This is a genomic window from Candidatus Stoquefichus sp. SB1 (assembly GCF_001244545.1).
Lineage (GTDB): Bacteria > Bacillota_I > Bacilli_A > Erysipelotrichales > Coprobacillaceae > Stoquefichus.
Genome location: NZ_LN852694.1, coordinates 514,935 through 537,570 on the forward strand (window position 1 = coordinate 514,935; position 22,636 = coordinate 537,570).

Consider the following 22,636-nt stretch of genomic DNA (forward strand, 5'->3'; position numbering starts at 1 on the left):
TTAAGATAGCTAACTTTTTATAGATTCCATAATCAAATAAAGGCACTCCATACACTGGAGTGCCTTAAATTATTATTCGACAGTTACTGATTTTGCTAAGTTACGAGGCTTATCAACGTCGCATCCTTTAATGCAAGCTGTATAATAAGCAAGCAATTGTAATGGAATGGCTACTAAAATAGCTTGCAATGTTGGAGTTACATCTGGTAAATAGTATGTGTTTTCAACATTTTTGACTTCTTCACCATGAGTCGTTATTAAAATCACACGTGCTCCTCTTGCGATTGTTTCTTGAATATTACTAATGGTTTTAGCAGCAATATGAGGTTGAGTTGCAACCGCAATGACAACAGATCCTTCTTCAATTAAAGCAATAGGTCCATGTTTTAATTCACCTGCAACATAAGCATCAGCATGAACATAAGAAACTTCTTTTAATTTTAATGCCCCTTCTAAAACACTCGCATAATCTAAGCCTCGGCCAATAAAATAAGCATCATGTAATGTTTCTAACATTTTAGCATATTGTTCAAAGAGCTGATGATCATTTAAAATATTTTCAACATATTGAGGGATTTGATTTAATTGTTGAATTGTTTTGAAATCAACATCTTTCCCTAACTGTTGTGCAACATAATAGGCTAATAAAATTAATAAGACCAATTGTGTTGTATAGGCTTTGGTTGAAGCAACAGCAATTTCAGGTCCAGCACAAGTATACAAAACATAATCAGCATCTCTGGAAATTGTACTTCCTAAAACATTAGCAATAGCAATTGTTGTGGCATGATGTTCTTTAGCAAGACGTAAGGCTGCTAAGGTATCTGCCGTTTCACCAGATTGTGAGACAAATATAGCAAGTGTATGTTCATCAATCAAAGGATCACTGTATCTAAATTCACTAGCAACAGTTGCTATGACAGGAATTTTTGTTGAACGTTCTAAAACTTGTGAGCCACATAATGATGCATGGTAGGCTGTACCACAAGCTACAAAATAGACTCTATTATATTGATGAAAATCAATCCCTTGAAGTTCATCAAGAATGATTTTCTGATCAGCAATTCTTCCTCTTAATGTTTCCTGAATAACATGTGGCTGTTCATAAATTTCTTTTAACATAAAAGTATCATAACCATCTTTTTGAGCAGCTTCTAAATCATAGGGAATAGTGACAAGTTCTTTATTTATTTCTTTTCCATCATGAGTATAAAAATGAATTTTGTCTTTTTGTAAAATAGCCATTTCTAAATCATCTAAAAAATAAACATCTTTTGTATATGCAAGTAAAGCTGGAATATCACTTGCTGCAACATAAGCCCCATCAGCTTTTCCAATAATTAAAGGACTATCTTTTTTCGCAACAATAATTTTTTCGGGCTCAAAAACAGAAACAATACATAAAGCATAACTCCCTTCAATTTTTTTGAGAACTTTTTTTGTCGCTTCAAATAAATCTCCATCATAATAATAGTCTAATAATTGAACTACCACTTCACTATCAGTCTCAGATTGAAAATGATATCCTTTTGCAATAAGCTCATCTTTTAATTCACGATAATTTTCAATAATTCCATTGTGTACTAAAGAAATCGTTTCATCATCATTGCTATGAGGATGAGAATTGAGATTTGAAGGGATTCCGTGAGTTGCCCATCTTGTATGACCAATCCCAACATGCCCTTCTAATTTGTAATCTTGAAGTTTATCTTCAAGATTTTTTAATCTCCCTTTACATTTAACCGTTTGTAAAGCACCTTTTTCAATGGTTGTCACTCCTGCACTATCATATCCACGATATTCGAGTTTAGAGAGTCCCTGCATTAAAAAGGGTAAAGCAAAACCATTACCGCAATACGCTGTAATTCCACACATAAAAACATTCCTCCATTTAAATTATTTATTATTGAATGAAGTTATGCCTGATGATATTTGTTTAATGATTACTCATTATTTTTGCTCATCGTTTAGGTAGCATCATACCTCCAGATCATCCGCCGAATCTTTCGATAAATCTGGTCCTCGTCAACTCATAAAGAGTCCTGGCGCTTCTTTTTTTTATTTCCTTCTTCAATAACGATTACCATTATACATGAAACTGACTTCTATTTTTTTCATATTTTAAAAATAGAAGATATATTAATATATGTTATTAAAAATGCTTGTGTGAAGATAAATCAAACTTTTTTAAAAAAGTTTGATTAAAAAAAAGAAAAATGAGAAAAATATGCGTATATATATAGTAGGAGGGTTATTATGAGTATTCAGAGTAATTTAATGGAAATTAATAAATCATTACAAAAACTTGAAGAATCTGGTATCTATGATGTTGAAAAATATAGTTATGCATTGTTGCATCAAACCAATCAGCTAGAATATTTTTATTGCCATCTTGTGAAAGATGGTGACTGTAATCAAACATATTATCATGTACATAAACGCCCACGTATTCATCAACTGGCTTATTTCAATATAGGAAGAGGCTTTCCTAAAGAACTGATGGATGGACACTGGTGCTATGTTTTAAAAGATATGGGCTATAAGATGTTAGTGATTCCCTGTACATCAATTAAAGAAGATTCAACACCACCTAATCCTTTGTTTGAAAAGGACATTAAAATAAAAACTGACGCACATATAACGCATTGCCGCATTCAACTAAGTGATATTCGTTCTATTGATTTGCAACGATTAGATTTAAGAAAAGCATTTTATACTGTTTTAACACCAAAAGAAGAAATATTAGAATTTGTAGAAAAAAATTTGTTTGATAAGTAAACTTCTTTCATGTATGATAATGTTTATATATGTGGGGGAATGAGTATGAATGAGTTTATAGGTGGATGTAAAAAAGGTATGCCAATAGCTCTGGGATATTTCCCAGTTGCTTTTTCTTTTGGGGTACTGGTTGCATCAAGTGGATTACCACTTGGATTAGCAACTTTGATATCATTGACAAATTTGACTTCGTCAGGACAATTTGCTGGAATATCATTAATCTTAGCCAATGCATCTTATCTTGAAATTGCAGCAACATTATTGATGATTAATGCAAGATATTTTTTAATGTCTTTATCATTAAGTCAGAAGATTGATCAAAATATGAATACATTACAAAGAATGATTATTTCTTTTGGTATTACTGATGAAACATTTGGGATTGCTTCAATTCAGCAGGAAACATTGACTTTTCGTTTTATGCTTGGATTTATTTTGCTGCCAATTATTGGATGGACAAGTGGAACTTTAGTGGGGGAAACTTTAATGAATGTATTACCGCCAGTATTGCAGAGTGCTATGGGGATTGCGTTATATGGAATGTTTTTAGCCATTATTATTCCAGCTTCAGGAAAATCAAGAGCTATTTTAGAAGTGGTTATGATAAGTGCTTTTGTTTCAATTATCTTCTATTATGTGTCTTTCTTTGACGATATGTCGAGTGGTTTGAAATTAATTCTTGCGACAATGACTGGTGCTGTTTATGGAGCGTGGCGCTATCCATTGAAGGAGGAATGTAGAGATGAATAAATATATATTAATAAGTGTTTTGATTATGGCAGTATTTACATATATACCAAGAATGTTACCATTAACTTTTTTTAGAAAAGAGATCAAATCAACTTTTATTCGCTCGTTATTGTTTTATGTTCCTTATGCTGTGTTATCAGCATTAACATTTCCAAGTATCTTCTATGCGACTGGCAATATTTATAGTGCCATAGGAGGATGTTTGGTAGGAATTTATTATGCATATTTAGATAAAGGACTTATCTTTGTGGCGTCTATGGCAATGCTGACTAGTTTAGTCATTGGGATAATATCCTTAGGAATCGGATGAATCTGGTTCCTTTTTTTATACCCTATTTTGAAAGGAGGTGATGCCTGTATATTATTAATTAATGACAAAGAAAGGGGAAAAAACAATGAAGAAAATTTTAAATGTCATTATGGTTTTATTTGTTATTGTGTCAACAGTTTTGACACATGTATCACAGATTCATGCAGAAAGTAGTCAGCCAGCTTCGACTTATCCAAAGAATGAAAGTATTGTTTATAATGGAAAAACAACATATGGAAACACTATAGTTGGTAATTTTAGTGTGGGAGGTCAGCAGGCATTTTGTTTGCAGCATCCCAAAACAACACCGGCTACTGGCACAAAAGTTACATCAAAAATTTATGAAAACACAGATATTCAAAAAGTCCTTTATTATGGTTGGAAAGGGCCAAAACAATGGAGTGGATTTAAGAGTGAAAGTCATGGTATTGTTGTGACATCACTGGCTTTAAGTTATTATTACTATGGTGATAATTCATCACCAAAAACGATTGCAGATTTTATGGATTATATTAAGAATTTAACAGTTCCTGACTTTTCTGTTCGTTTTTCAGATGAGCATGTTCAGGCTTATCGAGAAGGTCAAATTCAAAGAACAAAAACAATGACGTTACAAAGTGAAAGTTCACTATTTGGTGTTACACTTTCATTACCAGATCAAATGACTTATGTTGATGAAACACATAATCAACGTCAAAAAGGTGGAAATGTGACGATTAAAGGACAGACAAAATTTCATTTAGAAGCACCATTAAATGAAAAACTTGATGTCTTTTTTTCTGGCGAAAAAACCAGTTCATATGATTTCTTACCAATTGTTTCTACTGCCAGTTCATCTAGTTTACAAAATGTTGGTCGAGGTGAATATATCACTCAACCTCATCAGACAACTTCCATGTCAGTTGAATGGTTACAATTAGCTTCTTTAGAAATTACTAAGACAGATGTTTATCAACAGCTTATTGATGGGGCCGTTTTTAGATTGTGGAATCAAGCAGATTATGATCAGCAAATAACAGTTAAGAATGGGCGAATCACTGTCAATGATTTAACAACAGGAATTTATTATTTACAAGAAGTCAATGCACCCGATGGCTTTTTAAAAGATGATACGATTTACACGATTACTCTTCAAGCAGGAGATACTGTTTCGCAAACTGTGACAGATAAAGAACCAACAGGTGAAATTAAGATTACCAAAACAAATGACCATCAAGATAAGATTAAAAATGCAGAATTTGATATTGTCAGTGATGGTGATATTTATTCAGCTGGTGGAAAACTTTTATTGAAAGATGGAACAATCGTAGATCATGTAGTTTCTGATGAATTGGGACTTGCTACTTCTAAACAGTTACCTTTAGGAAATTATTATATTATAGAAACAAAGGCACCGGATGGTTATTTATTGAATCAAGAACGTTTGAAAGTTTCACTTAAATATGTCGATCAAACAACTTCAGTTGTGAGTGCATCCTCTACGATGATTAATTTAGAAGCAACAGGATCGATTCAATTTCAAAAGAAAATAGATAGTCAAATAACGGATGGTCACTTAGGTGACGTTTTTTTATCTCAAATTGAATATGGATTATATGCACGAGAAACAATTCAAAATACTGCGAAAACAGTGACTTATTATACAAAAGATCAACTTGTTTCTCAGAAGGTAACTGATGATAAAGGCGTTATCAAATGGGATCAGTTACCATTAGGTCATTATTACTTAAAAGAACTGAAAACAAATCAATCATTAGTTTTAAATCCAGAGGAAATAGATGTTGATGTTCTCTATGCTGGAATGAATACACCTCAGGTTCATGTGCTGGCTTCTGGAGTGAATAAAATTGCGAGTCAACGTATTCAAATCTTTAAGGAAGGAACGAAAGAAGGAAGTAATGGTGTTGTCAAAGGCTTACCAGGGGCAGAATTTACATTTGTTTTAAATAGTGAGTATGAGCAGGTTGGATTTGAAAAAGCTAAACGCTATTTTGTTGGGACAACAGATGCAAATGGTTATTTAACTACATCACTGTTGCCATATGGAACATATCGTGTGAAAGAAACAAAGACACCTCAAGGGTATTATGGAGCGAGTGATTTTCTTGTTTCTGTAGAAAAGGATTCATCTTTATATGAAGTAGGATATCGTTTGAAAAAGGTTACTGTGAATAATGTTCCTTTTGAATCATTATTAAAGGTGATTAAGGTTGATCAAAATTCAGGAGAGATAATTCAACTTGCTGGAACAACATTTAAACTCAAGAATTTAGATACAAATGAATATGTTTCTTATATTGATTGGAGTGCTTTCCCAAATATTGTTGTTAATCAATGGACAACACATGATGATGGAAGTGTAACTTTAAATACGAAGTTAAAAGCCGGAAATTATCAATTAGAAGAAGTGAAAGCACCAGAGGGTTATGTCATCAATCCAACACCAGTTGTTTTCCAAATTTCTCAAGATCATTATGATATTGCTGATGATAAGCTGACTCCTATTACAGTGGTAAAAATGGGTGATAAAGCTGTCAAAGGACGTGTCACAATTGAAAAAACAGGAGAAGTATTAACTGATTATCGTGATGGAAAATTTATTTATGAGCAACAGGGATTAGCAAATGCAAAATTTGAAATTTATGCAAAAGAGGATATTATGGATCCTAGTCATAATGGCAAGGTTCTATATCAAAAAGGAGAACTTGTTGAGACTTTAGTTACAAAAGAAAAAGGTCGAATCACTTCTAAAGAACTTCCTTTAGGAGAATATGAATGTTTAGAAGTAGAAGCACCATATGGCTATGTTTTAGATACTGAAAGAAAAGCTTTTTCATTAACATACGACAATCAAGAAACAGCAATTATCTATCAACATCAAGCGATTCAAAATGAACGACAGAAAGTCCAAATTGAAGTTGCTAAAAAAGATGCTAAGACAAATGAAATGGTTTTTGGAGCAGAGTTTTCATTAATTGCTAATCGAGATATTTATAATGTGAATGGTGAAGTAATTGTGAAAGCAGGAACAGTATTAGAAAAAGTGATATCATCACAAACAGGTAAAGTTCTCTTTAATAGTGATCTGCCATTGGATTTAACGCCTGAATATGCAACTATGCCAATTGAAGAATCAACCGAAATTGTTGGTGATCCTCATTCTCTTTATCTTATTAAAGAAACAAGACAACCAGATGGGTATATTTCAAAACCAGTTCATTATTATGTTGATGCCAAGTATACTCAATCACAGGAAAAGGTGATACAACATACATATGATTTCTATAATCAAAAAACAAAGACTGTTGTTCATAAAGTGGATTCAGTCAGTTTGGAACATATTGAAGGGGCACATTTACAAATTATTGATTCACAAACAAAAAAGATTATTGATGAATGGGATAGTACTCAGGAGGGACATGTTATTGAAGGTTTAGTCGTTGATCGTCTTTATATTTTGCATGAAACAGTAGCTCCTATAGGTTATACCATTGCAAAAGATCAAGAATTTACTATTCAAGATCAAGAAGATGAGCAAAGTATTCGTTTTATAAATGAGAAAATGCCAATTACTGTTTTAGGTGATGAACCAGTCGTTACACAGGATTTGACGATTATCATGCCTTATATTGTTATTATTATTGGTTCATTTATCTGTTTACAGATTGTAAAGAAAAGACAACGTGATAAATAAAGAATAACCAAAAAGTCCTACAGTTATTTGTCTGTAGGACTTTTGATTATAAGTTTAATAAACGTTTTGTATCTCTTGCAATGACTAATTCTTCATTTGTTGGGATAACATAAACTTTAATTTTAGATTCTGGTTTCGTAATTAAACGTTCACCTTCACCATTTTCGTTTGCATCATCATCAATCACAATACCTAATGCTTCACTAACTAATGAAAGAATTTCTTTTCTTGCAAATGCAGAATTTTCTCCAATACCAGCAGTGAAAGCAATCGCATCACAACCACCTAAAGCTATAAAATAACGTCCAATATATGCAATAACTCTTCTAAAGAAAATATCCATAGCAAGTTTTGCTCTTTCATTTCCTTCATTAGCCGCATTCATAACATCTCTAAAATCACTAGAAACACCTGACACACCTAATAATCCAGATTCTTTATTTAACATATGAATAACATCTTTCATATCCATACCAACTTGTTCAATAAGATAATCGATGATTGAAGGATCTAGGTCTCCACTACGTGTTCCCATCATAATTCCTGCTAATGGTGTAAATCCCATTGATGTATTAATAGATTTTCCATCTTTAACAGCTGTTAAAGAACCACCAGCACCAAGATGAGCAACAATAATTTTAGAATGTTCAGGATGCCCTAACTTATCAATAACTCTTTGAGAAACATAAAAATGTGATGTCCCATGAGCACCATATTTTCTAACTTTGTTTTCAGTATAGAATTTATATGGAATTGGATAAATATAACATTTAGGTTCTAATGTCTGATGAAAAGCAGTATCGAATACAGCTACTGCACCAGCAGTTGGAATCGCTTCTTTAAAAGCATAATATCCTGTTAAATGTGCAGGATTATGTAATGGTGCTAATGATTTTAATTCATCAATTTTATTGACAACATCATCATCAATAATAGCTGATTCTTTAAAATAAGATCCACCTTGAACGACACGATGACCAACACCCTTAATTTCATCTAATGAAGAAACAATTTGTTTTTCCATTAATGTATCTAATAACAAATGAACAGCTTCTTTATGTGTTGGAATCGCTAAAGTACGGACATCTTTTTCACCATTATATTTAATTGTGAAAATAGCATCTTCCATACCAATTCTTTCAATCACTCCAGAAGTAATAACATCTTCATTATCCATTTCAAATAATTGAAATTTTAATGATGAACTACCAGCGTTCACAGCAATAACTTTTGACATTTATTTCGTCCTCCCTTAATTCTCCTTTATTATAGCATTAAAAATAAAAAAAACTAGGAAAAAATACGTGAAAAATATAACATATCGATATATCATTTTGATGAATATATCTATTATTTTAAGGATGAAAAAAATGACTATCTTTATCAATTGATAGAAAATCTTGAAATTTATAGAAAAAGGATTATAATAGTCGTTGAGCCAGGGGTGCTTTTGCTGAGAGAGGTTTTAGCCTCATCCCTTATCATCTGAACTGGGTAATGCCAGCGTAGAGAGTGCAAATAACGTTATTTTTGCTTTCTTGCGCATGTGTGAGAAAGCTTTTTTATTTGTATGGCTCCAATATAAAATGTGGAGGAGAAAATGAAAAAATTATTTAAAGTTGACTTGAATGTCAAAACAATGGTTCAATTAGCTATGTTTATGGCTATTACAATTATCTTAGGATATGTTAACAAGATTATTCCTGAGATGCCTCAAGGTGGTGCATTTATTTCTATAGATGTTATTGCAATCTTTTTATGTGCTTATTTACTAGGGGCTGGTTATGGCGTTATTTGTGGAATTGGCGTTGCTATTTTGCAATTTGTTTTAGCAATTGCAAGTTATTGGGGTCCATGGTCAGTTTTGTTAGACTATGTCTTACCTTTAGCTGTTTGTGGTATCGCTCCTTTGATAAAGTCCACTCATTTTAAAGAGGTTCCTATTTATTGGGGAATTATTGTTGCAATGTTTTTAAAATATTTGTGTCATTTTGCAAGTGGGGCATTTTTGTTTGCTGAATATGCACCTGAAGGAATGAATCCAATGATTTATTCTTCTATTTACAACTTGCCTTATAATGTCACAACTTTAATATTATGTATGATAGTTGTTCCTATCTTATATTCTCGATTAAAAAATGTATTTCGTTAAAAACTGAGCAGACGATGCTCAGTTTTTAAGTGCTATTCTAGCCTGATAATTGAAATTGAAGAGAGATTGGGGATTATTTAAATTCTCATTAGGCAGATATTTTGTTCAAATAAGCCTATAATAGATGACATTTATCATTTTATAAAAGGTTAAGAGGAAATAGGTTTCTCTTTTGTTTTCGAATAATAAACCTTTCAAAATGATATGATTTTGTGTATAATAACTATGTTATAGAAAGAGGTATGTTTATGAATAAAGCATTAGTAGGACATGATGTGCTTATTCATTGTTATAAGCATGATGGGAGTATTCATCGCTGCTGGAAAAAGGGATTTGTTTTAGAAGAAACAAGTCAGCATTATATTGTCATTAATAATCGGACTTTAGTGACAGAATCAGATGGTCGAAGATGGTATACAAGAGAGCCAGCTATCTGTTATTTTCCTAAGAATCAGTGGTATAATGTTATTTGTATGATTCGTAAAAATGGTGTTCATTTTTATTGTAATATTGCATCTCCAACATTGTTTGATGGTGATGCCTTAAAGTACATAGATTATGATTTGGATTTAAAAGTTTTCCCTGATTATAAATATAAAATATTGGATGAAGAAGAATATCGTCAACATAAAGCACAAATGCATTATGGCGAAAAATTAGATCAAATATTAAATCAGCAGTTAGATATTCTCATAGAGATGGCGATGAATATGTCTGGACCATTTAGACCAGGTTTTGCTGAACATTGGTATGGTGTTTATCAGCAGTATATATCAAAAAAGTAAGGAGGAAAGGGCATGATAACGTTTCATAGTGAACAGGATATGATTGATTTTGGAGAAAGATTGGCGAATCTTTTGTTTCCTGGAGCAGTATTGACATTAGAAGGAGAATTGGGGGCTGGAAAGACAACTTTTACAAAAGGAATTGGTAAAGGATTAGGAATTTCCAAGGTCATTAATTCACCAACTTTTACAATTGTGAAAGTTTATCAGGGCCGTCTTCCATTATATCATTTTGATGCCTATCGTTTAGAAGGACAAAATGAAGAATTGGGATTTGAGGAAATGTTTGAAGATGAAGGGGTTTGTGTGATTGAATGGCCGATTTATATTCAAGATATTATTCCTACAGAAAGATTAGAGATTAAAATTGTTAAAAATGATGATGAAACACGTTCTTTCTTTTTGAAAGCATGTGGCTTAAAATATGAAAATCTCATAAAGGAGTTGGCAATATGATTCGTTTAATAATGGATACATCAAATCAATATTTAATGGTTGCTTTGTATCAAGATGATCAGTGTTTAGAAGTGAAACAGGAGATGGGTTCAAAAAGGCAATCTGAAAATGCCATTCCTTATTTAGCATCATTACTAGAAAAACATCATTTGGAATTATTGGATGTTGAAGAAATGATTATAACACGTGGACCTGGATCTTATACAGGGGTAAGAGTCGCTATGACGATTGCAAAGACATTGAGCGTTGTCGCTCCTGTAAAAATAAAAGTTGTTTCATCATTGGCTGCCTATGCAGGTCTGCAAAAATGTGTATCAGTTATTGATGCGAGAAGTCAAAAAGTGTTTGTATGTGTATATGATCAAGGTCAGGCTATAACGTCTGAACAATTAATGCCAATTGATGATTTTTCACACTTTATAGAAAATTATCCATATTATTGTGTGGTTGGGCAAAGTGAAGTTGTTCATTATCCTATGACAACTGTTAATTTAGCTCAAAATATGTATGATTTGTCAAAAATGATAGAGCCAGTGGAAAATGTGGATGCATTGGTGCCTTATTATTTAAAAGATGTAGAGGCTAAGAAAATATGCTTATAAGAGCAATGGATTTGGATGATTTGGATCAAATTGTTGAATTAGAACAGCTTTTGTTTACTTCAGCATGGAGTCGCTCAGATTTTATGTATGAAATATTAGAAAATCAATTTTCATTTAATTATGTTTTGGAAATTGATAATGAAATTGTTGGTTATGTTGGTGTGTGGCTGATGTATGAACAATCACAAATTACAACCATTGGGATTGTGCCAAAATATCAGCATCAGGGTTTAGGACGTATTCTTATGCAGGAAATGATTGCTTTAGCATCACAGCAAGGTTGTGAAACAATGAGTTTAGAGGTTAGAATATCTAATCAAAAAGCAATTTCATTATATGAAAGTTTAGGTTTTGAAACAAAAGCTATTCGTAAAGGTTATTATCAGGATAATCATGAAGATGCCTATTTAATGGTTAAAGGATTGGAGGGACAAAAATGAGTTTAATTCTTGCGATAGAGTCAAGCTGTGATGAAATGTCAATAGCAATATTAAAAGATAAACGGGAACTTTTATGTAATGTTGTTGCATCACAAATTGATACCCATCGTTTATTTGGTGGAGTCGTACCTGAAATTGCGAGTCGTATGCATGTGGAATGTGTATCAACAGTTTTAAAAACGGCTTTGAATGAGGCAAATGTTGATATGCATGATATTGATGCTATTGCAGTAACGAAAGGTCCAGGACTTGTGGGCTCTTTGCATGTTGGGATGCAGGCGGCAAAGACTTTAGCTTTGGCTTATCATAAGCCATTGATAGGAGTACACCATATTGCTGGACATATTTATGCGAATGAATTAGTAGAGGATATTGCTTATCCTTGCCTTTGTTTAGTCGTTAGTGGAGGCCATAGTGAACTGGTTTATATGAAACATGAGTTTTCTTTTGAGGTGATTGGACAAACTTTAGATGATGCAATAGGCGAGGCTTATGACAAAGTTGGGCGTGTTCTTCATTTGCCATATCCTGGTGGGCCAGTGATCGATAAGATGGCGCTTGAAGGAAAACATCGTTATCCTTTGCCATTGCCATTAAATGATGAATCCTATAATTTTTCTTTTAGTGGTTTAAAATCAGCAGTGATTAATTTGTGTCATAATGCTTCACAGCGTGGTGAAGATATTGTTCCTGTTGATTTAGCATGTTCATTTCAGGAAGTTGCTTTGGATGTTATGGTGTCTAAAACAATAAAAGCGGCAAAAGATTATCAGGTCAAAGAAATTATTGTTGCTGGCGGAGTTAGTGCCAATCGAGGATTGAGAAAAAAATTAATGGATGAAAGTCCGATTAAAGTCTTATTTCCACCAATGGCCTATTGTACTGATAATGCCGCAATGATTGCCTCAGCAGCTCGGATTATGTATGAGCATCAAAAGTTTTCAGCACTTGACTTGAGTGTCAAGCCATCATATGATTTAGAGGAGGAAAGTGTTGATGAGTCATATTGAAAAAAAGCATCAAAAAATTTCTAAAGCAACAATGTCTCGTTTTCCTATTTATTTAAAAGCATTGAGAAATATGCAACATGAAGGAAAAGACAATTTTTTATCAAGTGAATTGGCTGAAGCAACAGGTATTCTTGATACAACTATTCGTAGGGATTTTGGTTTTTTAACAAGTAAAGAATCTTTAGGTAAAAGAGGAATTGGTTACGATACAAAAGATATTATTAATATTTTAAATAATGTTCTTGGATTAGGTTTAGATGAACCCATTATTCTAATTGGTGTTGGAAATTTAGGAAGTGCAATTTTAAAGTATAATCGTTGGCAGTATACAGTTGGTAAAATTGTTTGTGGTTATGATCAAGATCAAAATAAAGTGGGAGAGCGTTTTGGTGTAAAGCTTTTACATATTGATGATTTAGAAGATACTTTTCCACAAGGCTGTAAAATTGCTATTTTGGCTATTAGTGATCATGTTCAAGAAACAGTCGATCGTTTGATGGCATTAGGAGTCAAGGGAATTGTTGATTTTACACATACACATTTTACAGTACATAGTGATGTTGCCGTGCAAACTGTTGATGTTGTCGTTGCAATTCAGGAATTGGTCTTAAAAATGCATGCAAATGATGAATAAGATAAGAAAAGTATTGAAATAATAAAGAAAAAGTGTTAATAATAATGTTACAAGTAATGATTTGAGAACGTATTTTTAATGATATTTGAAAGCGACTCTTGGATGGTGTAAGCAAGAGAAATATCTAAAATATGGAACACTCAATGAACTGGGTAGGAGAAAATAAAGTAGACTATCCCGTAAGACTGCGTTAGAGTCTAAGAGTGCATAATCTTTGATTATGAATAAGGATGGTACCGCGATATCAGTCGTTCCTTTGATAGGAATGGCTTTTTTTATTGGAGAAGGAGGAATAAGAATGTTTGAATTTATGACTGTAAGAGAACTCTATGAGATGGTTATGTCTGGTGCAGAATTTGAGACAGAAAGTCTTGAATATGTTGAATTAGATGGCTGGGTACGTACAAATAGAGATAATGGAAAAGTAGGATTTTTAGCTTTAAATGATGGGACATATTTTAGAAATTGTCAGGTTGTTTATTTAGCTGAGGCATTAACTAATTATGATGAAGTGAAACATATTAGTACAGGAAGTGCAATTCGTGTATTAGGAAAGTTTAAGTTAACACCTGATGCGAAACAGCCATTTGAAATTGAAGCAACACAGGTTGTTGTAGAAGGTGCTTGTGATGATGATTTTCCACTTCAAAAGAAAAGACATTCTTTTGAATATATGCGTGAAATTCCCCATTTGAGACCACGTGCAAATACTTTTTATGCTATTTTTAGATTGCGAAGTGTTTTATCAATGGCAATCCATGAATTCTTTCAATCACAAGGATTTGTCTATGTTCATACACCAATTATTACTGGTAATGATGGTGAAGGGGCTGGAGAAATGTTTAGAGCAACAACAATTGATAACACAGATTTTGATAAAGATTTCTTTGGTAAAGAAGCTTTCTTAACAGTTACTGGTCAATTGCATGTTGAAGCTTTCTGTATGGCATTTAGAGATGTTTATACTTTTGGTCCAGCATTTCGTGCTGAAAATTCAAATACTTCACGTCATGCTAGTGAATTTTGGATGATTGAACCTGAAATTGCTTTTGCTGATTTAGAGGATGATATGGATTTAATTGAAGATATGGTTAAATACTGTATTGATTATGTTTTAGACAATGCTCCAGAAGAAATGAAATTCTTTGAACAAATGATTGATAAAGATTGTATTCGTCGTATTACTGATGTTAAAAACAGTGATTTCCAACGCATGACTTATACAAAAGCAATTGAAATTTTAGAAAAAGCTGATGTTAAATTTGAAAATAAAGTTGAATGGGGAATGGATTTAAATAGTGAACATGAACGCTATATCTGTGAAAAAGTCATTGGTGGACCTGTTTTCTTAACCGATTACCCTAAAGAAATTAAAGCTTTCTATATGCGTTTAAATGATGATGGTAAAACAGTTGCAGCTTGTGATTTATTAGTTCCTGGAATTGGTGAATTAGTAGGTGGTAGTCAACGTGAAGAGAGATATGATGTCTTAGAAAAAATGATGGATGAAAAAGAAATGGCTAAGGATGGATTACAGTGGTATATGGATTTAAGAAGATATGGTGGCTGTAAACATGCTGGATTTGGGTTAGGATTTGATCGCTTCTTAATGTATTTAACTGGTATGCAGAATATCAGAGATGTGGAACCTTTCCCAAGAACGCCTAGAAATTTAAAATTTTAAGAGCAGTCATGCTCTTTTTCTTTGTTTTCAAAATTCCATTATGATAGATATATTCAATCTTGTTTTTTTGTAGTATAATAGTTTCGAGGTGAAAACATAGTGAAAGACATTGATTTCATAAATACTTTTTTTAATATCATTTATCAAAATGAATCAGCTTATATGAGAGATCTTATGTCTTCATATGAGTACACAAAACAATTTTGTCAATGGCTTAGGAATCGCTCAATTCCTTGTTTTTTATTAGATCAGTTGACAAAAGAGGATTTTCAATTATTTTCAAAACGTACAAAAGCAGAAGATATTGATCATATATTACACATTCCTTTTTCAACTATGTTAAAAGAATTATCTATGCAATATCATGATGCTACACATATTCTTTATTTGCCTGGTTTTTTAGAAGATTCTTGTTTAGATATCAATGAAAAACAGTATAAAGATATCTATATCTATAGTGTAAAAGAAGCATTTCAACGTAAGGATTTATCTTTTTTTGATCCGTTTCCAGCGTTTTTCTGTGCTATGAATCATGCGGATTTATGGCCAGGAGTGCTTATTTTTAATCAAGATAATCAAGTTTTTACACCTATTCATCATAAACAGGATTGGGAAACTTTATTAAAGCATATTGATTTGGGAGATGATCTTTTTGATACATATAATGATTATCAAAATGATTCATATTTTATTCAATTAAGTGATTTGCATTTAGGTAAGAATAAACGTCAGAGAGGGTTAATACAATTATATAATTCTCTAGATGCTATTGTACCTTTATTGCATTCTCATGAACAATTAAAGATATTGATTACAGGTGATTTGATGGAATCTCCTAATCGTAAAAATATGTATTTGGCTAATGATTTTATGAATAATTTAAAAAAACGTTATAAGGCAAATGTAACATTTATATTAGGAAATCATGATGTGATTGTTCATGGTTTTAATATGGCACGTAATCAAAAGAGTAAAGTGATTGCTTATTTGTTGGGTGAGAGTATAAAGGTTTTAGAAAAAGAAAAACTCATATTGATTAAAATGGATACAACCAGTGAAGGAAATTTGGCAAGAGGAAAAGTTGGTCAAAGGCAACTCAATGAAATTGATGATGAGTTAGAGGCTATTGATCATATTGAGGATTATACAATGATCTTAATGCTTCATCATCATGTTTATCCTATTTCTAAAGCTCAATTTATTAAAACAAAATGGCATGAAAAAACATTTATTAATCGAATTGTAGAAACCTCTAAAGTTTTGGCTGATGCACCCTTACTAATTGATTGGATAAAGCAAAGACATATACAATATATATTTCATGGTCATAAGCATTTGCCTTTTTTTAGAAATCAACAGGAGCGTTATTATATTGGTGCGGGAAGTGCGACTGGGGGATTAAAAGAAAGTCAAAGTCGTTATATATCTTATAATGTTGTGAAATATAATACATTAGAAAAGAAAATGAAGACATGTATGATTTTCTATGATGATAAAGCGAAAGCAGAAAGACAGCGTGTAGAGGTTTATTTATTTAGGAAGGATGATGAAAATGAAGATTGTTGATAAAATGAAAGATGAAAATTTAGGAATTGCTCTGATCTATAATTTTACAAAAGGATATCAAAAACCTGTTCCAATGGAATTATATGATGTTGTGTTACCTTTATTATATAATGATACTTTAAGAGCGGAGATTCTAAATCATGAAACGATTGAATCATGTATACAAGCGTGTTCACAAAAAGAAGCTGATTTTAAAGAACATATTTTAGCAAGTATAGAAGAGAAGAAAGAAATGACTTCTAAAGCATTGGGAATTGCTATGTTACAAAAAATATTGAATTTTCAGATTGTCAATCAGACTATGTGTGGAATGGCCTTGGATACTAATATTCTTGATTTAAATGAAGCTATTCATTTGGGTTATATGTTACAGACAATAAGAAAGGATGATATTATGCAATTATTACATCAGGAAGAATTAAAAATTGTCGTATTACAAAGTGCTTCTGTTGGTAAAGATATAGATTTATCACAGATTGAAACATTAGGGCACGTAACAATGTATGAAGAGACAAAACAAGAAGAAATCAGAGAACGTATTTTAGATGCAGATATTGTGATTACGAATAAAAATCAAATGAATGCAGATGTCTTATCGGGTTTAACGCAATTGAAATTAATTTGTTTATTTGCAACGGGGACAAATAATGTTGATTTAGATTATTGTCGTGAACATCATATCAAAGTCGCTAATGTCAAAGGATATTCAACAGATACAGTGGCACAGCATACATTAGCGTTGTTGCTTCATCTGGTTGAAAAAAATGCGAAATATGATAGTTATGTGAAATCAAAAGAATATGCAATGAGTGGTCGTTTTAGTTATTTTGATGATGTTTTTCACGATATTTCATCAATGACTTGGGGAATTGTTGGTTTAGGTGATATTGGTCGAAAAGTGGCCTTGATTGCGACGGCAATGGGTGCCAAAGTGCAATATTATTCAACAAGTGGAAGAAATACAACATCTGATTATCAACAAGTTGATTTTGAAACATTATTAAAAACATCAGATATTATTACGATTCATGCCCCTTTTAATCTTCAGACAAAATATTTATTTAATGAGGAAGCATTAAGAAAAATGAAAAAGGATGCTTATTTAATTAATGTTGGGCGTGGTGGTATTGTTGAAGAAAAAGCCCTTGTTAAGGTTTTAAATGAAGGACATTTAGCTGGTGTTGGTTTAGATGTTTTTGAACATGAACCTTTATTAGAGGATGATATTATCTATTCTATTCAAGATATGGATAAAGTCATTTTAACTCCTCATATTGCTTGGGGATCAGTGGAAGCAAGACAAAGATGTGTAGATGAAGTTTATAAAAATATTGTGGCTTTTATAAAAGGTGAAGATAGAAATATTGTAAATGGATAGATAGTATATACATGAAAACAATGTTTACGGTTACAGAAGATTTCAAAAAAGAAATCTTCTGTTTTATGATGAAAAGAGTTGTATTTTGTATACAATAATATTATCATATATGCTATATCAAAAAGAAGGAGGAGTCTACATTAGTAGCAAAGAATGTACGGTCTTTTGATCGGAATTAACGCCTGTGGACTAGAAACGAGGACGAAGCAGGAAACATTTGTTATAAGTAGCATTGTGTTATGGAACAAATTATTTTAGGAAGTATTATTATTGCGTTAGGGATTTATGTATTCAAGTTTTATCCTTTTGAAAAGGGAAATGTAATGAAATTAGTTATTGCAGCTATTTTTGTTATTTTGACAGCTATTTGTAAAAGGTTAGCTATCATGATACCACTTTTTGGAGCTGAGAGCTTTAAAATTGGTTTTGAGTATATTCCCTTGATGATTGCTGGCTTTTTCTTATCGCCAAGCTATGCTTTTTTAGTGGGATTGTGCAGTGATGTGATAGGATTGATTTTAGTGCCTACCGGATTTCCTTTTTTAGGATTTACATTAGGAACAATTCTTGTTAGTGTTATTCCCTCACTTGTCAGAGAGCATTTACAAAATGTTAGTCAGAAAGTTGTACAGTATGTTGTTATTGGACTTATTCTTGTTTTAGGAATAGGAGCATCTTGTTATATATATACTTTAAATGAAATCACAATTTCTCAAACTGTTCATCTGATGACATCACAAGAAAAAATAACTTTGATTTCTATTTGTTTAGCATTAACAGCTATCTTTATTATTTTGATTATGTTATTAAAAAAACAAATCCATGATCAAGAAGCCAAAGAGTTTTCTACCTGGATATTATGTGTTGTTTTGGTTGAATTGGTAGTTACACTTTGTTTAACACCTTTATGGCTAGATATGATGTATAAGATACCGTTTGTTATTTCTTTATGCATTCGAGTCATTAAAGAATGTGCTGTTTTACCAATAGAAATTTTTATTGGATATACATTGATTAAATTCATGAAAAGAATGCTTGTTCGTTTAGAGCGAAAATAAGTTTTATGAATTGATATATAAGTGAAATAAAACACCAAGATATTTGTTATCTCTTGGTGTTTTATTTGTGATTAATAGTTTTTTTATGACCATCTTCATCAATTTCAACAACTTCAAAATAACGATAAATAAAATCTTTCACCCAATTTTTAATTTTTTTCATCATAAACTCCTTTCCTTTTTATTATATGAAAAACAGAGTAAGAAAATACGCGAATTTTAAGTGAATAAAATGATGTTTGAAAAATTAAAATTTGTAAACACTATGTAAGAGGTGAAATTTATGGATAGAAAAGAATATGATCAATTGGCAGAAGAATTGAAACCCAATGGTCATAAAGTTAAAAATGGATTCAATGCATTTTTATATGGTGGTGTCATGGGTGCAATTGCGCAGGGTGTTTTGGAATTTTTTATGAATACAATGCACGTGAGTGAAAAAGATGCGAGCCCTATGATGATTATTACACTCGTCTTTGTAGCGTGTTTATTAACAGGCTTAGGATTGTATGATAATATTGCCAAGCGTGCTGGAGCGGGCACTTTTATTCCCATTACTGGATTTGCAAATAGTATGACTTCGAGCGCTCTTGACAGTAAGAGTGAAGGATTGGTTATGGGAATAGGAAGCAATATGTTTAAATTAGGAGGAACTGTCATTACCTACGGTATTGTGAGTGCCTCATTGTTAGGAGTGATTCGTTATGTCATCACGCTTTTTGGGTAATTCAGTAAAATTAGAGAATGTTTATATTGCTTCTACTGGAACAACTTGTGGACCATTAGAATATCAGGGACCACTTGGAACATATTTTGATAAAGGATTTGGTGATTATCATTGTGGTGAAGATTCTTTTGAAAAAGCAGAACGAAAAATGCTACGTGATGCATTGGATATCTGTTTGAAAAGAGAAAAGCTGAAGTATAAAGATATTGATTTATATATGGGTGGAGATCTCTTAAACCAAATTACAACGGTTAATTATTTAGCCCGTGAGATTCCTAAACCATTTGTGGGTATTTATGGTGCATGTTCAAGTTTTTGTTTGTCTATGGCCATGTCATCTTTGTTAATTGAAGGTGGTTTTATTGAAAAAGCCGTAGCAATGGTATCTAGTCATAATGCAACAGCAGAAAGACAGTATCGCTATCCAGTTGAATATGGTGCTCAAAAGAAGGAGACAACAACTTTTACAGCGACAGGAGCAATTTCAACATTATTAACCAATCAACCAACTGATGTCCGTGTTGAAGCTTTAACATTAGGGAAAGTGATTGATTATTCACAAGATGATCCTAACGATATGGGAAGAGCTATGGCACCAGCTGCATTTGATACGATAACTTCACATTTTCAGGATTTAAAAAGAAGTTTTCAGGATTATGATTTGGTTGTTACAGGAGACTTATCAACATATGGACATAAGATTTTAAAAGAAATGATGCAGCGTCATAAGATTGATGTTGTTCATTATAATGATTGTGGATGTATGTTGTATGATGTTGCACATCAGGAAGTTTTTCAAGGTGGCAGTGGCTGTGCTTGTAGCGGACTTGTAACGATGGGATATCTTTATCCGATGTTAAAAGAAAAAAAGTATAAACGTGTTTTAATTGTGGCAACTGGAGCACTATTATCACCGATGATGAGTGCTCAAAAGGATACAATTCCCTGTGTTGCACATGCCATCAGTCTGGAGGTAGTAGAATGAATTATATAATGGCTTTTTTATTTAGTGGATTGGTATGTTTTCTGGCACAAATGATTTATGACAATAGCAAGTTAACACCAGGACATATCACCAGCTTATTTGTTGTGATTGGCTCATTTTTAGATTTATTCCATATTTATGATAAACTTATCGAAATCTTTCATGCAGGAGCATTGATACCGATTACCAGTTTTGGACATTCTTTAATGCATGGTGCAATGGCAGCAACCAAACAATATGGCATCTTTGGGATTGCTATGGGAATGTTTGATTTAACAGCTGCAGGGATAACTGCTGCTATTCTCTTTGGATTCTTGGTTGCCATTATCTTTAAACCTAAATCATGAACGATTCCTATGATTTAAAACAACGTGTTCTTAATTTTAGAGGGAGACTGATTTATCTATATTTTTTAGCAAGTCTTTCTAATGATACGTTGATTTCTCGTTTGGTGGAAGGTATTGAAAATAATCAGGGAAAAGATTTAGAGAATTGTTTAAATATGGGAGATGTTGAAATCGTTAATACGAATGATATTACAAATATTCAATATGCATTAATGTGTGGAAATTGTGCTCTTTTTGATGGAGAAACAACTTATATAATGGATACAAAAAATTATCCAAATCGTTCTATTGAAGAACCAGAAACAGAAAAAAGTGTTCGTGGAGCCAAAGATGGCTTTAATGAATCTATTTTGAATAATACAGGTTTATTACGTAGACGTATTAAGTCTGTTGAACTTTGTTTTCATAAGGAAACGATTGGAACTAAAAATCCAATTGATATAGCGGTGGCTTATTTAGAAGATAAAGTTGATCAAAAAGTTTTAAAACAAGTTTTAGATCGTATTCAGGAAGTGCATGCTCAAGAATTAATTATGAGCGATCGAGCATTAGAAGAATTGTTATTGGATCAAGGTTATAATCCCTTTCCGTTAGTCCGTTATAGTGAAAGACCGGATATTGTTGCGACACATATTCAACATGGCTATATTGCTATTGTTTGTGATACATCATCATCAGTACTGATGTTACCAACAACAATTTTTGAAATTCTTGAACATGTTGAAGAACATCGTCAAACACCATTGATAGGAACATTTATTCGTCTCATTCGTTTAAGTGCTGTTTTATTATCAATTTATTTGGTTCCTATTTGGTCATTATCAGTTTCGTTTTTATCATGGGATTGGACTTTCTTTGTTCAAATATTGTTAGTTGAATTATCAATTGAATTGTTAAGAATAGCAACCATTCATACACCTGAATCCATATCTAATGCAATGGGTCTTATTGCGGCTTTATTATTGGGACAATTTGCTATAGACTTAGGTTTTTTCTCAGAAGAGATTCTTCTTTTTTGTGCGGTTGGTGCGATTGGAGGATTTGCGACGCCTAATTATGAATTATCATTGACGAATAAATATATTAAAGTTATGATGATTGTCAGTATTATGTTATTGAATATATATGGTTTTGTTATTTTTAATCTTTGTTTATGGATTTATTTGGCAAAACTTAAACCTTTTGAAATGTCTTATTTGTATCCTTTATTTCCACTTGATATCAAAGGATTAATCCAATTTTTGATTAGAAAGCCTAAACAAGGAAAATGAGAAATCACT

General features: G+C 32.2%; 21 protein-coding genes, 1 riboswitch and 1 other annotated feature. Of the genes, 19 read left to right on the forward strand and 2 right to left on the reverse strand.

The window, feature by feature from the left end; translation table 11 throughout:
* Nucleotides 1-72: 72 nt before the first annotated feature.
* A complete protein-coding gene (gene glmS / locus BN1865_RS06300) occupies nucleotides 73-1,875 on the reverse strand; it encodes a glutamine--fructose-6-phosphate transaminase (isomerizing) (RefSeq protein WP_050636400.1) in 1,803 nt (600 codons plus the stop codon).
* Nucleotides 1,876-2,256: 381 nt separating this feature from the next.
* Between glmS and BN1865_RS06305 the strand changes: the two genes are divergently transcribed.
* The 4 genes from BN1865_RS06305 (at nucleotide 2,257) to BN1865_RS06320 (ending at nucleotide 7,532) form a co-directional block, all read left to right on the forward strand.
* On the forward strand, nucleotides 2,257-2,778 hold the full coding sequence (locus tag BN1865_RS06305) for a hypothetical protein (RefSeq protein ID WP_050636401.1): 522 nt from the start codon (nucleotides 2,257-2,259) through the stop codon (nucleotides 2,776-2,778).
* A gap of 45 nt (nucleotides 2,779-2,823) precedes the next feature.
* On the forward strand, nucleotides 2,824-3,528 hold the full coding sequence (locus tag BN1865_RS06310; RefSeq protein ID WP_050636402.1) for an AzlC family ABC transporter permease: 705 nt from the start codon (nucleotides 2,824-2,826) through the stop codon (nucleotides 3,526-3,528).
* Nucleotides 3,521-3,838: an AzlD domain-containing protein gene (locus tag BN1865_RS06315; RefSeq protein ID WP_050636403.1), complete on the forward strand. Its 318-nt coding sequence runs from the start codon at nucleotides 3,521-3,523 to the stop codon at nucleotides 3,836-3,838. Before BN1865_RS06310 ends, BN1865_RS06315 begins: the two co-directional genes overlap by 8 nt.
* Before the next feature lie 85 nt (nucleotides 3,839-3,923).
* On the forward strand, nucleotides 3,924-7,532 hold the full coding sequence (locus BN1865_RS06320) for a SpaA isopeptide-forming pilin-related protein (protein WP_050636762.1): 3,609 nt from the start codon (nucleotides 3,924-3,926) through the stop codon (nucleotides 7,530-7,532).
* 46 nt (nucleotides 7,533-7,578) lie between these two features.
* Here BN1865_RS06320 and BN1865_RS06325 read toward each other — a convergent pair whose 3' ends face one another.
* Nucleotides 7,579-8,769 carry an acetate/propionate family kinase gene (locus tag BN1865_RS06325; protein WP_050636404.1) on the reverse strand — a complete coding sequence of 397 codons (1,191 nt, stop codon included), beginning with the start codon at nucleotides 8,767-8,769 and terminating at the stop codon, nucleotides 7,579-7,581.
* 193 nt (nucleotides 8,770-8,962) lie between these two features.
* Nucleotides 8,963-9,062: riboswitch (TPP riboswitch) on the forward strand.
* A 70-nt stretch (nucleotides 9,063-9,132) separates the two neighbouring features.
* Here BN1865_RS06325 and BN1865_RS06330 point away from each other — a divergent pair.
* The 15 genes from BN1865_RS06330 (at nucleotide 9,133) to BN1865_RS06400 (ending at nucleotide 22,627) form a co-directional block, all read left to right on the forward strand.
* Nucleotides 9,133-9,684 (forward strand): energy-coupled thiamine transporter ThiT, encoded by a 552-nt coding sequence (locus tag BN1865_RS06330; RefSeq protein WP_050636405.1) that lies wholly within the window; start codon nucleotides 9,133-9,135, stop codon nucleotides 9,682-9,684.
* A 248-nt stretch (nucleotides 9,685-9,932) separates the two neighbouring features.
* Nucleotides 9,933-10,469, forward strand: a complete 537-nt coding sequence (locus BN1865_RS06335; RefSeq protein WP_050636406.1) for a DUF402 domain-containing protein — start codon at nucleotides 9,933-9,935, stop codon at nucleotides 10,467-10,469.
* Nucleotides 10,470-10,481: 12 nt separating this feature from the next.
* The gene (gene tsaE / locus BN1865_RS06340; protein WP_050636407.1) at nucleotides 10,482-10,925 is read left to right on the forward strand and encodes a tRNA (adenosine(37)-N6)-threonylcarbamoyltransferase complex ATPase subunit type 1 TsaE; all 444 of its coding nucleotides are present in this window, start codon (nucleotides 10,482-10,484) and stop codon (nucleotides 10,923-10,925) included.
* Nucleotides 10,922-11,527, forward strand: coding sequence for a tRNA (adenosine(37)-N6)-threonylcarbamoyltransferase complex dimerization subunit type 1 TsaB (gene tsaB, locus BN1865_RS06345; RefSeq protein WP_050636408.1), 606 nt, complete (start codon nucleotides 10,922-10,924; stop codon nucleotides 11,525-11,527). Before tsaE ends, tsaB begins: the two co-directional genes overlap by 4 nt.
* Complete coding sequence (gene rimI, locus BN1865_RS06350) at nucleotides 11,518-11,967, forward strand: ribosomal protein S18-alanine N-acetyltransferase (RefSeq protein WP_050636409.1); 450 nt, start codon at nucleotides 11,518-11,520, stop codon at nucleotides 11,965-11,967. The genes tsaB and rimI overlap by 10 nt, the downstream gene beginning before the upstream one ends.
* Complete coding sequence (gene tsaD, locus BN1865_RS06355; RefSeq protein ID WP_050636410.1) at nucleotides 11,964-12,977, forward strand: tRNA (adenosine(37)-N6)-threonylcarbamoyltransferase complex transferase subunit TsaD; 1,014 nt, start codon at nucleotides 11,964-11,966, stop codon at nucleotides 12,975-12,977. Before rimI ends, tsaD begins: the two co-directional genes overlap by 4 nt.
* The gene (locus BN1865_RS06360) at nucleotides 12,964-13,611 is read left to right on the forward strand and encodes a redox-sensing transcriptional repressor Rex (protein WP_050636411.1); all 648 of its coding nucleotides are present in this window, start codon (nucleotides 12,964-12,966) and stop codon (nucleotides 13,609-13,611) included. Before tsaD ends, BN1865_RS06360 begins: the two co-directional genes overlap by 14 nt.
* A 47-nt stretch (nucleotides 13,612-13,658) precedes the next feature.
* Nucleotides 13,659-13,870 (forward strand) — a binding site (T-box leader).
* A 39-nt stretch (nucleotides 13,871-13,909) separates the two neighbouring features.
* The gene (gene asnS / locus BN1865_RS06365; protein ID WP_050636412.1) at nucleotides 13,910-15,295 is read left to right on the forward strand and encodes an asparagine--tRNA ligase; all 1,386 of its coding nucleotides are present in this window, start codon (nucleotides 13,910-13,912) and stop codon (nucleotides 15,293-15,295) included.
* A gap of 99 nt (nucleotides 15,296-15,394) precedes the next feature.
* Nucleotides 15,395-16,861: a metallophosphoesterase family protein gene (locus tag BN1865_RS06370; RefSeq protein WP_050636413.1), complete on the forward strand. Its 1,467-nt coding sequence runs from the start codon at nucleotides 15,395-15,397 to the stop codon at nucleotides 16,859-16,861.
* Entirely contained in the window at nucleotides 16,848-18,239 is a 1,392-nt protein-coding gene (locus tag BN1865_RS06375; protein ID WP_082189933.1) for a D-2-hydroxyacid dehydrogenase, read from the forward strand. Before BN1865_RS06370 ends, BN1865_RS06375 begins: the two co-directional genes overlap by 14 nt.
* Before the next feature lie 239 nt (nucleotides 18,240-18,478).
* On the forward strand, nucleotides 18,479-19,297 hold the full coding sequence (locus BN1865_RS06380; RefSeq protein ID WP_050636414.1) for a folate family ECF transporter S component: 819 nt from the start codon (nucleotides 18,479-18,481) through the stop codon (nucleotides 19,295-19,297).
* A 283-nt stretch (nucleotides 19,298-19,580) separates the two neighbouring features.
* Nucleotides 19,581-20,024, forward strand: coding sequence for a stage V sporulation protein AC (spoVAC, locus tag BN1865_RS06385; RefSeq protein ID WP_050636415.1), 444 nt, complete (start codon nucleotides 19,581-19,583; stop codon nucleotides 20,022-20,024).
* Nucleotides 20,002-21,009, forward strand: a complete 1,008-nt coding sequence (gene spoVAD / locus BN1865_RS06390) for a stage V sporulation protein AD (protein WP_050636416.1) — start codon at nucleotides 20,002-20,004, stop codon at nucleotides 21,007-21,009. The genes spoVAC and spoVAD overlap by 23 nt, the downstream gene beginning before the upstream one ends.
* Entirely contained in the window at nucleotides 21,006-21,356 is a 351-nt protein-coding gene (spoVAE, locus tag BN1865_RS06395; RefSeq protein ID WP_050636417.1) for a stage V sporulation protein AE, read from the forward strand. Before spoVAD ends, spoVAE begins: the two co-directional genes overlap by 4 nt.
* Nucleotides 21,353-22,627 carry a spore germination protein gene (locus BN1865_RS06400; RefSeq protein ID WP_050636418.1) on the forward strand — a complete coding sequence of 425 codons (1,275 nt, stop codon included), beginning with the start codon at nucleotides 21,353-21,355 and terminating at the stop codon, nucleotides 22,625-22,627. The genes spoVAE and BN1865_RS06400 overlap by 4 nt, the downstream gene beginning before the upstream one ends.
* The last annotated feature ends 9 nt before the right edge of the window (nucleotides 22,628-22,636 follow it).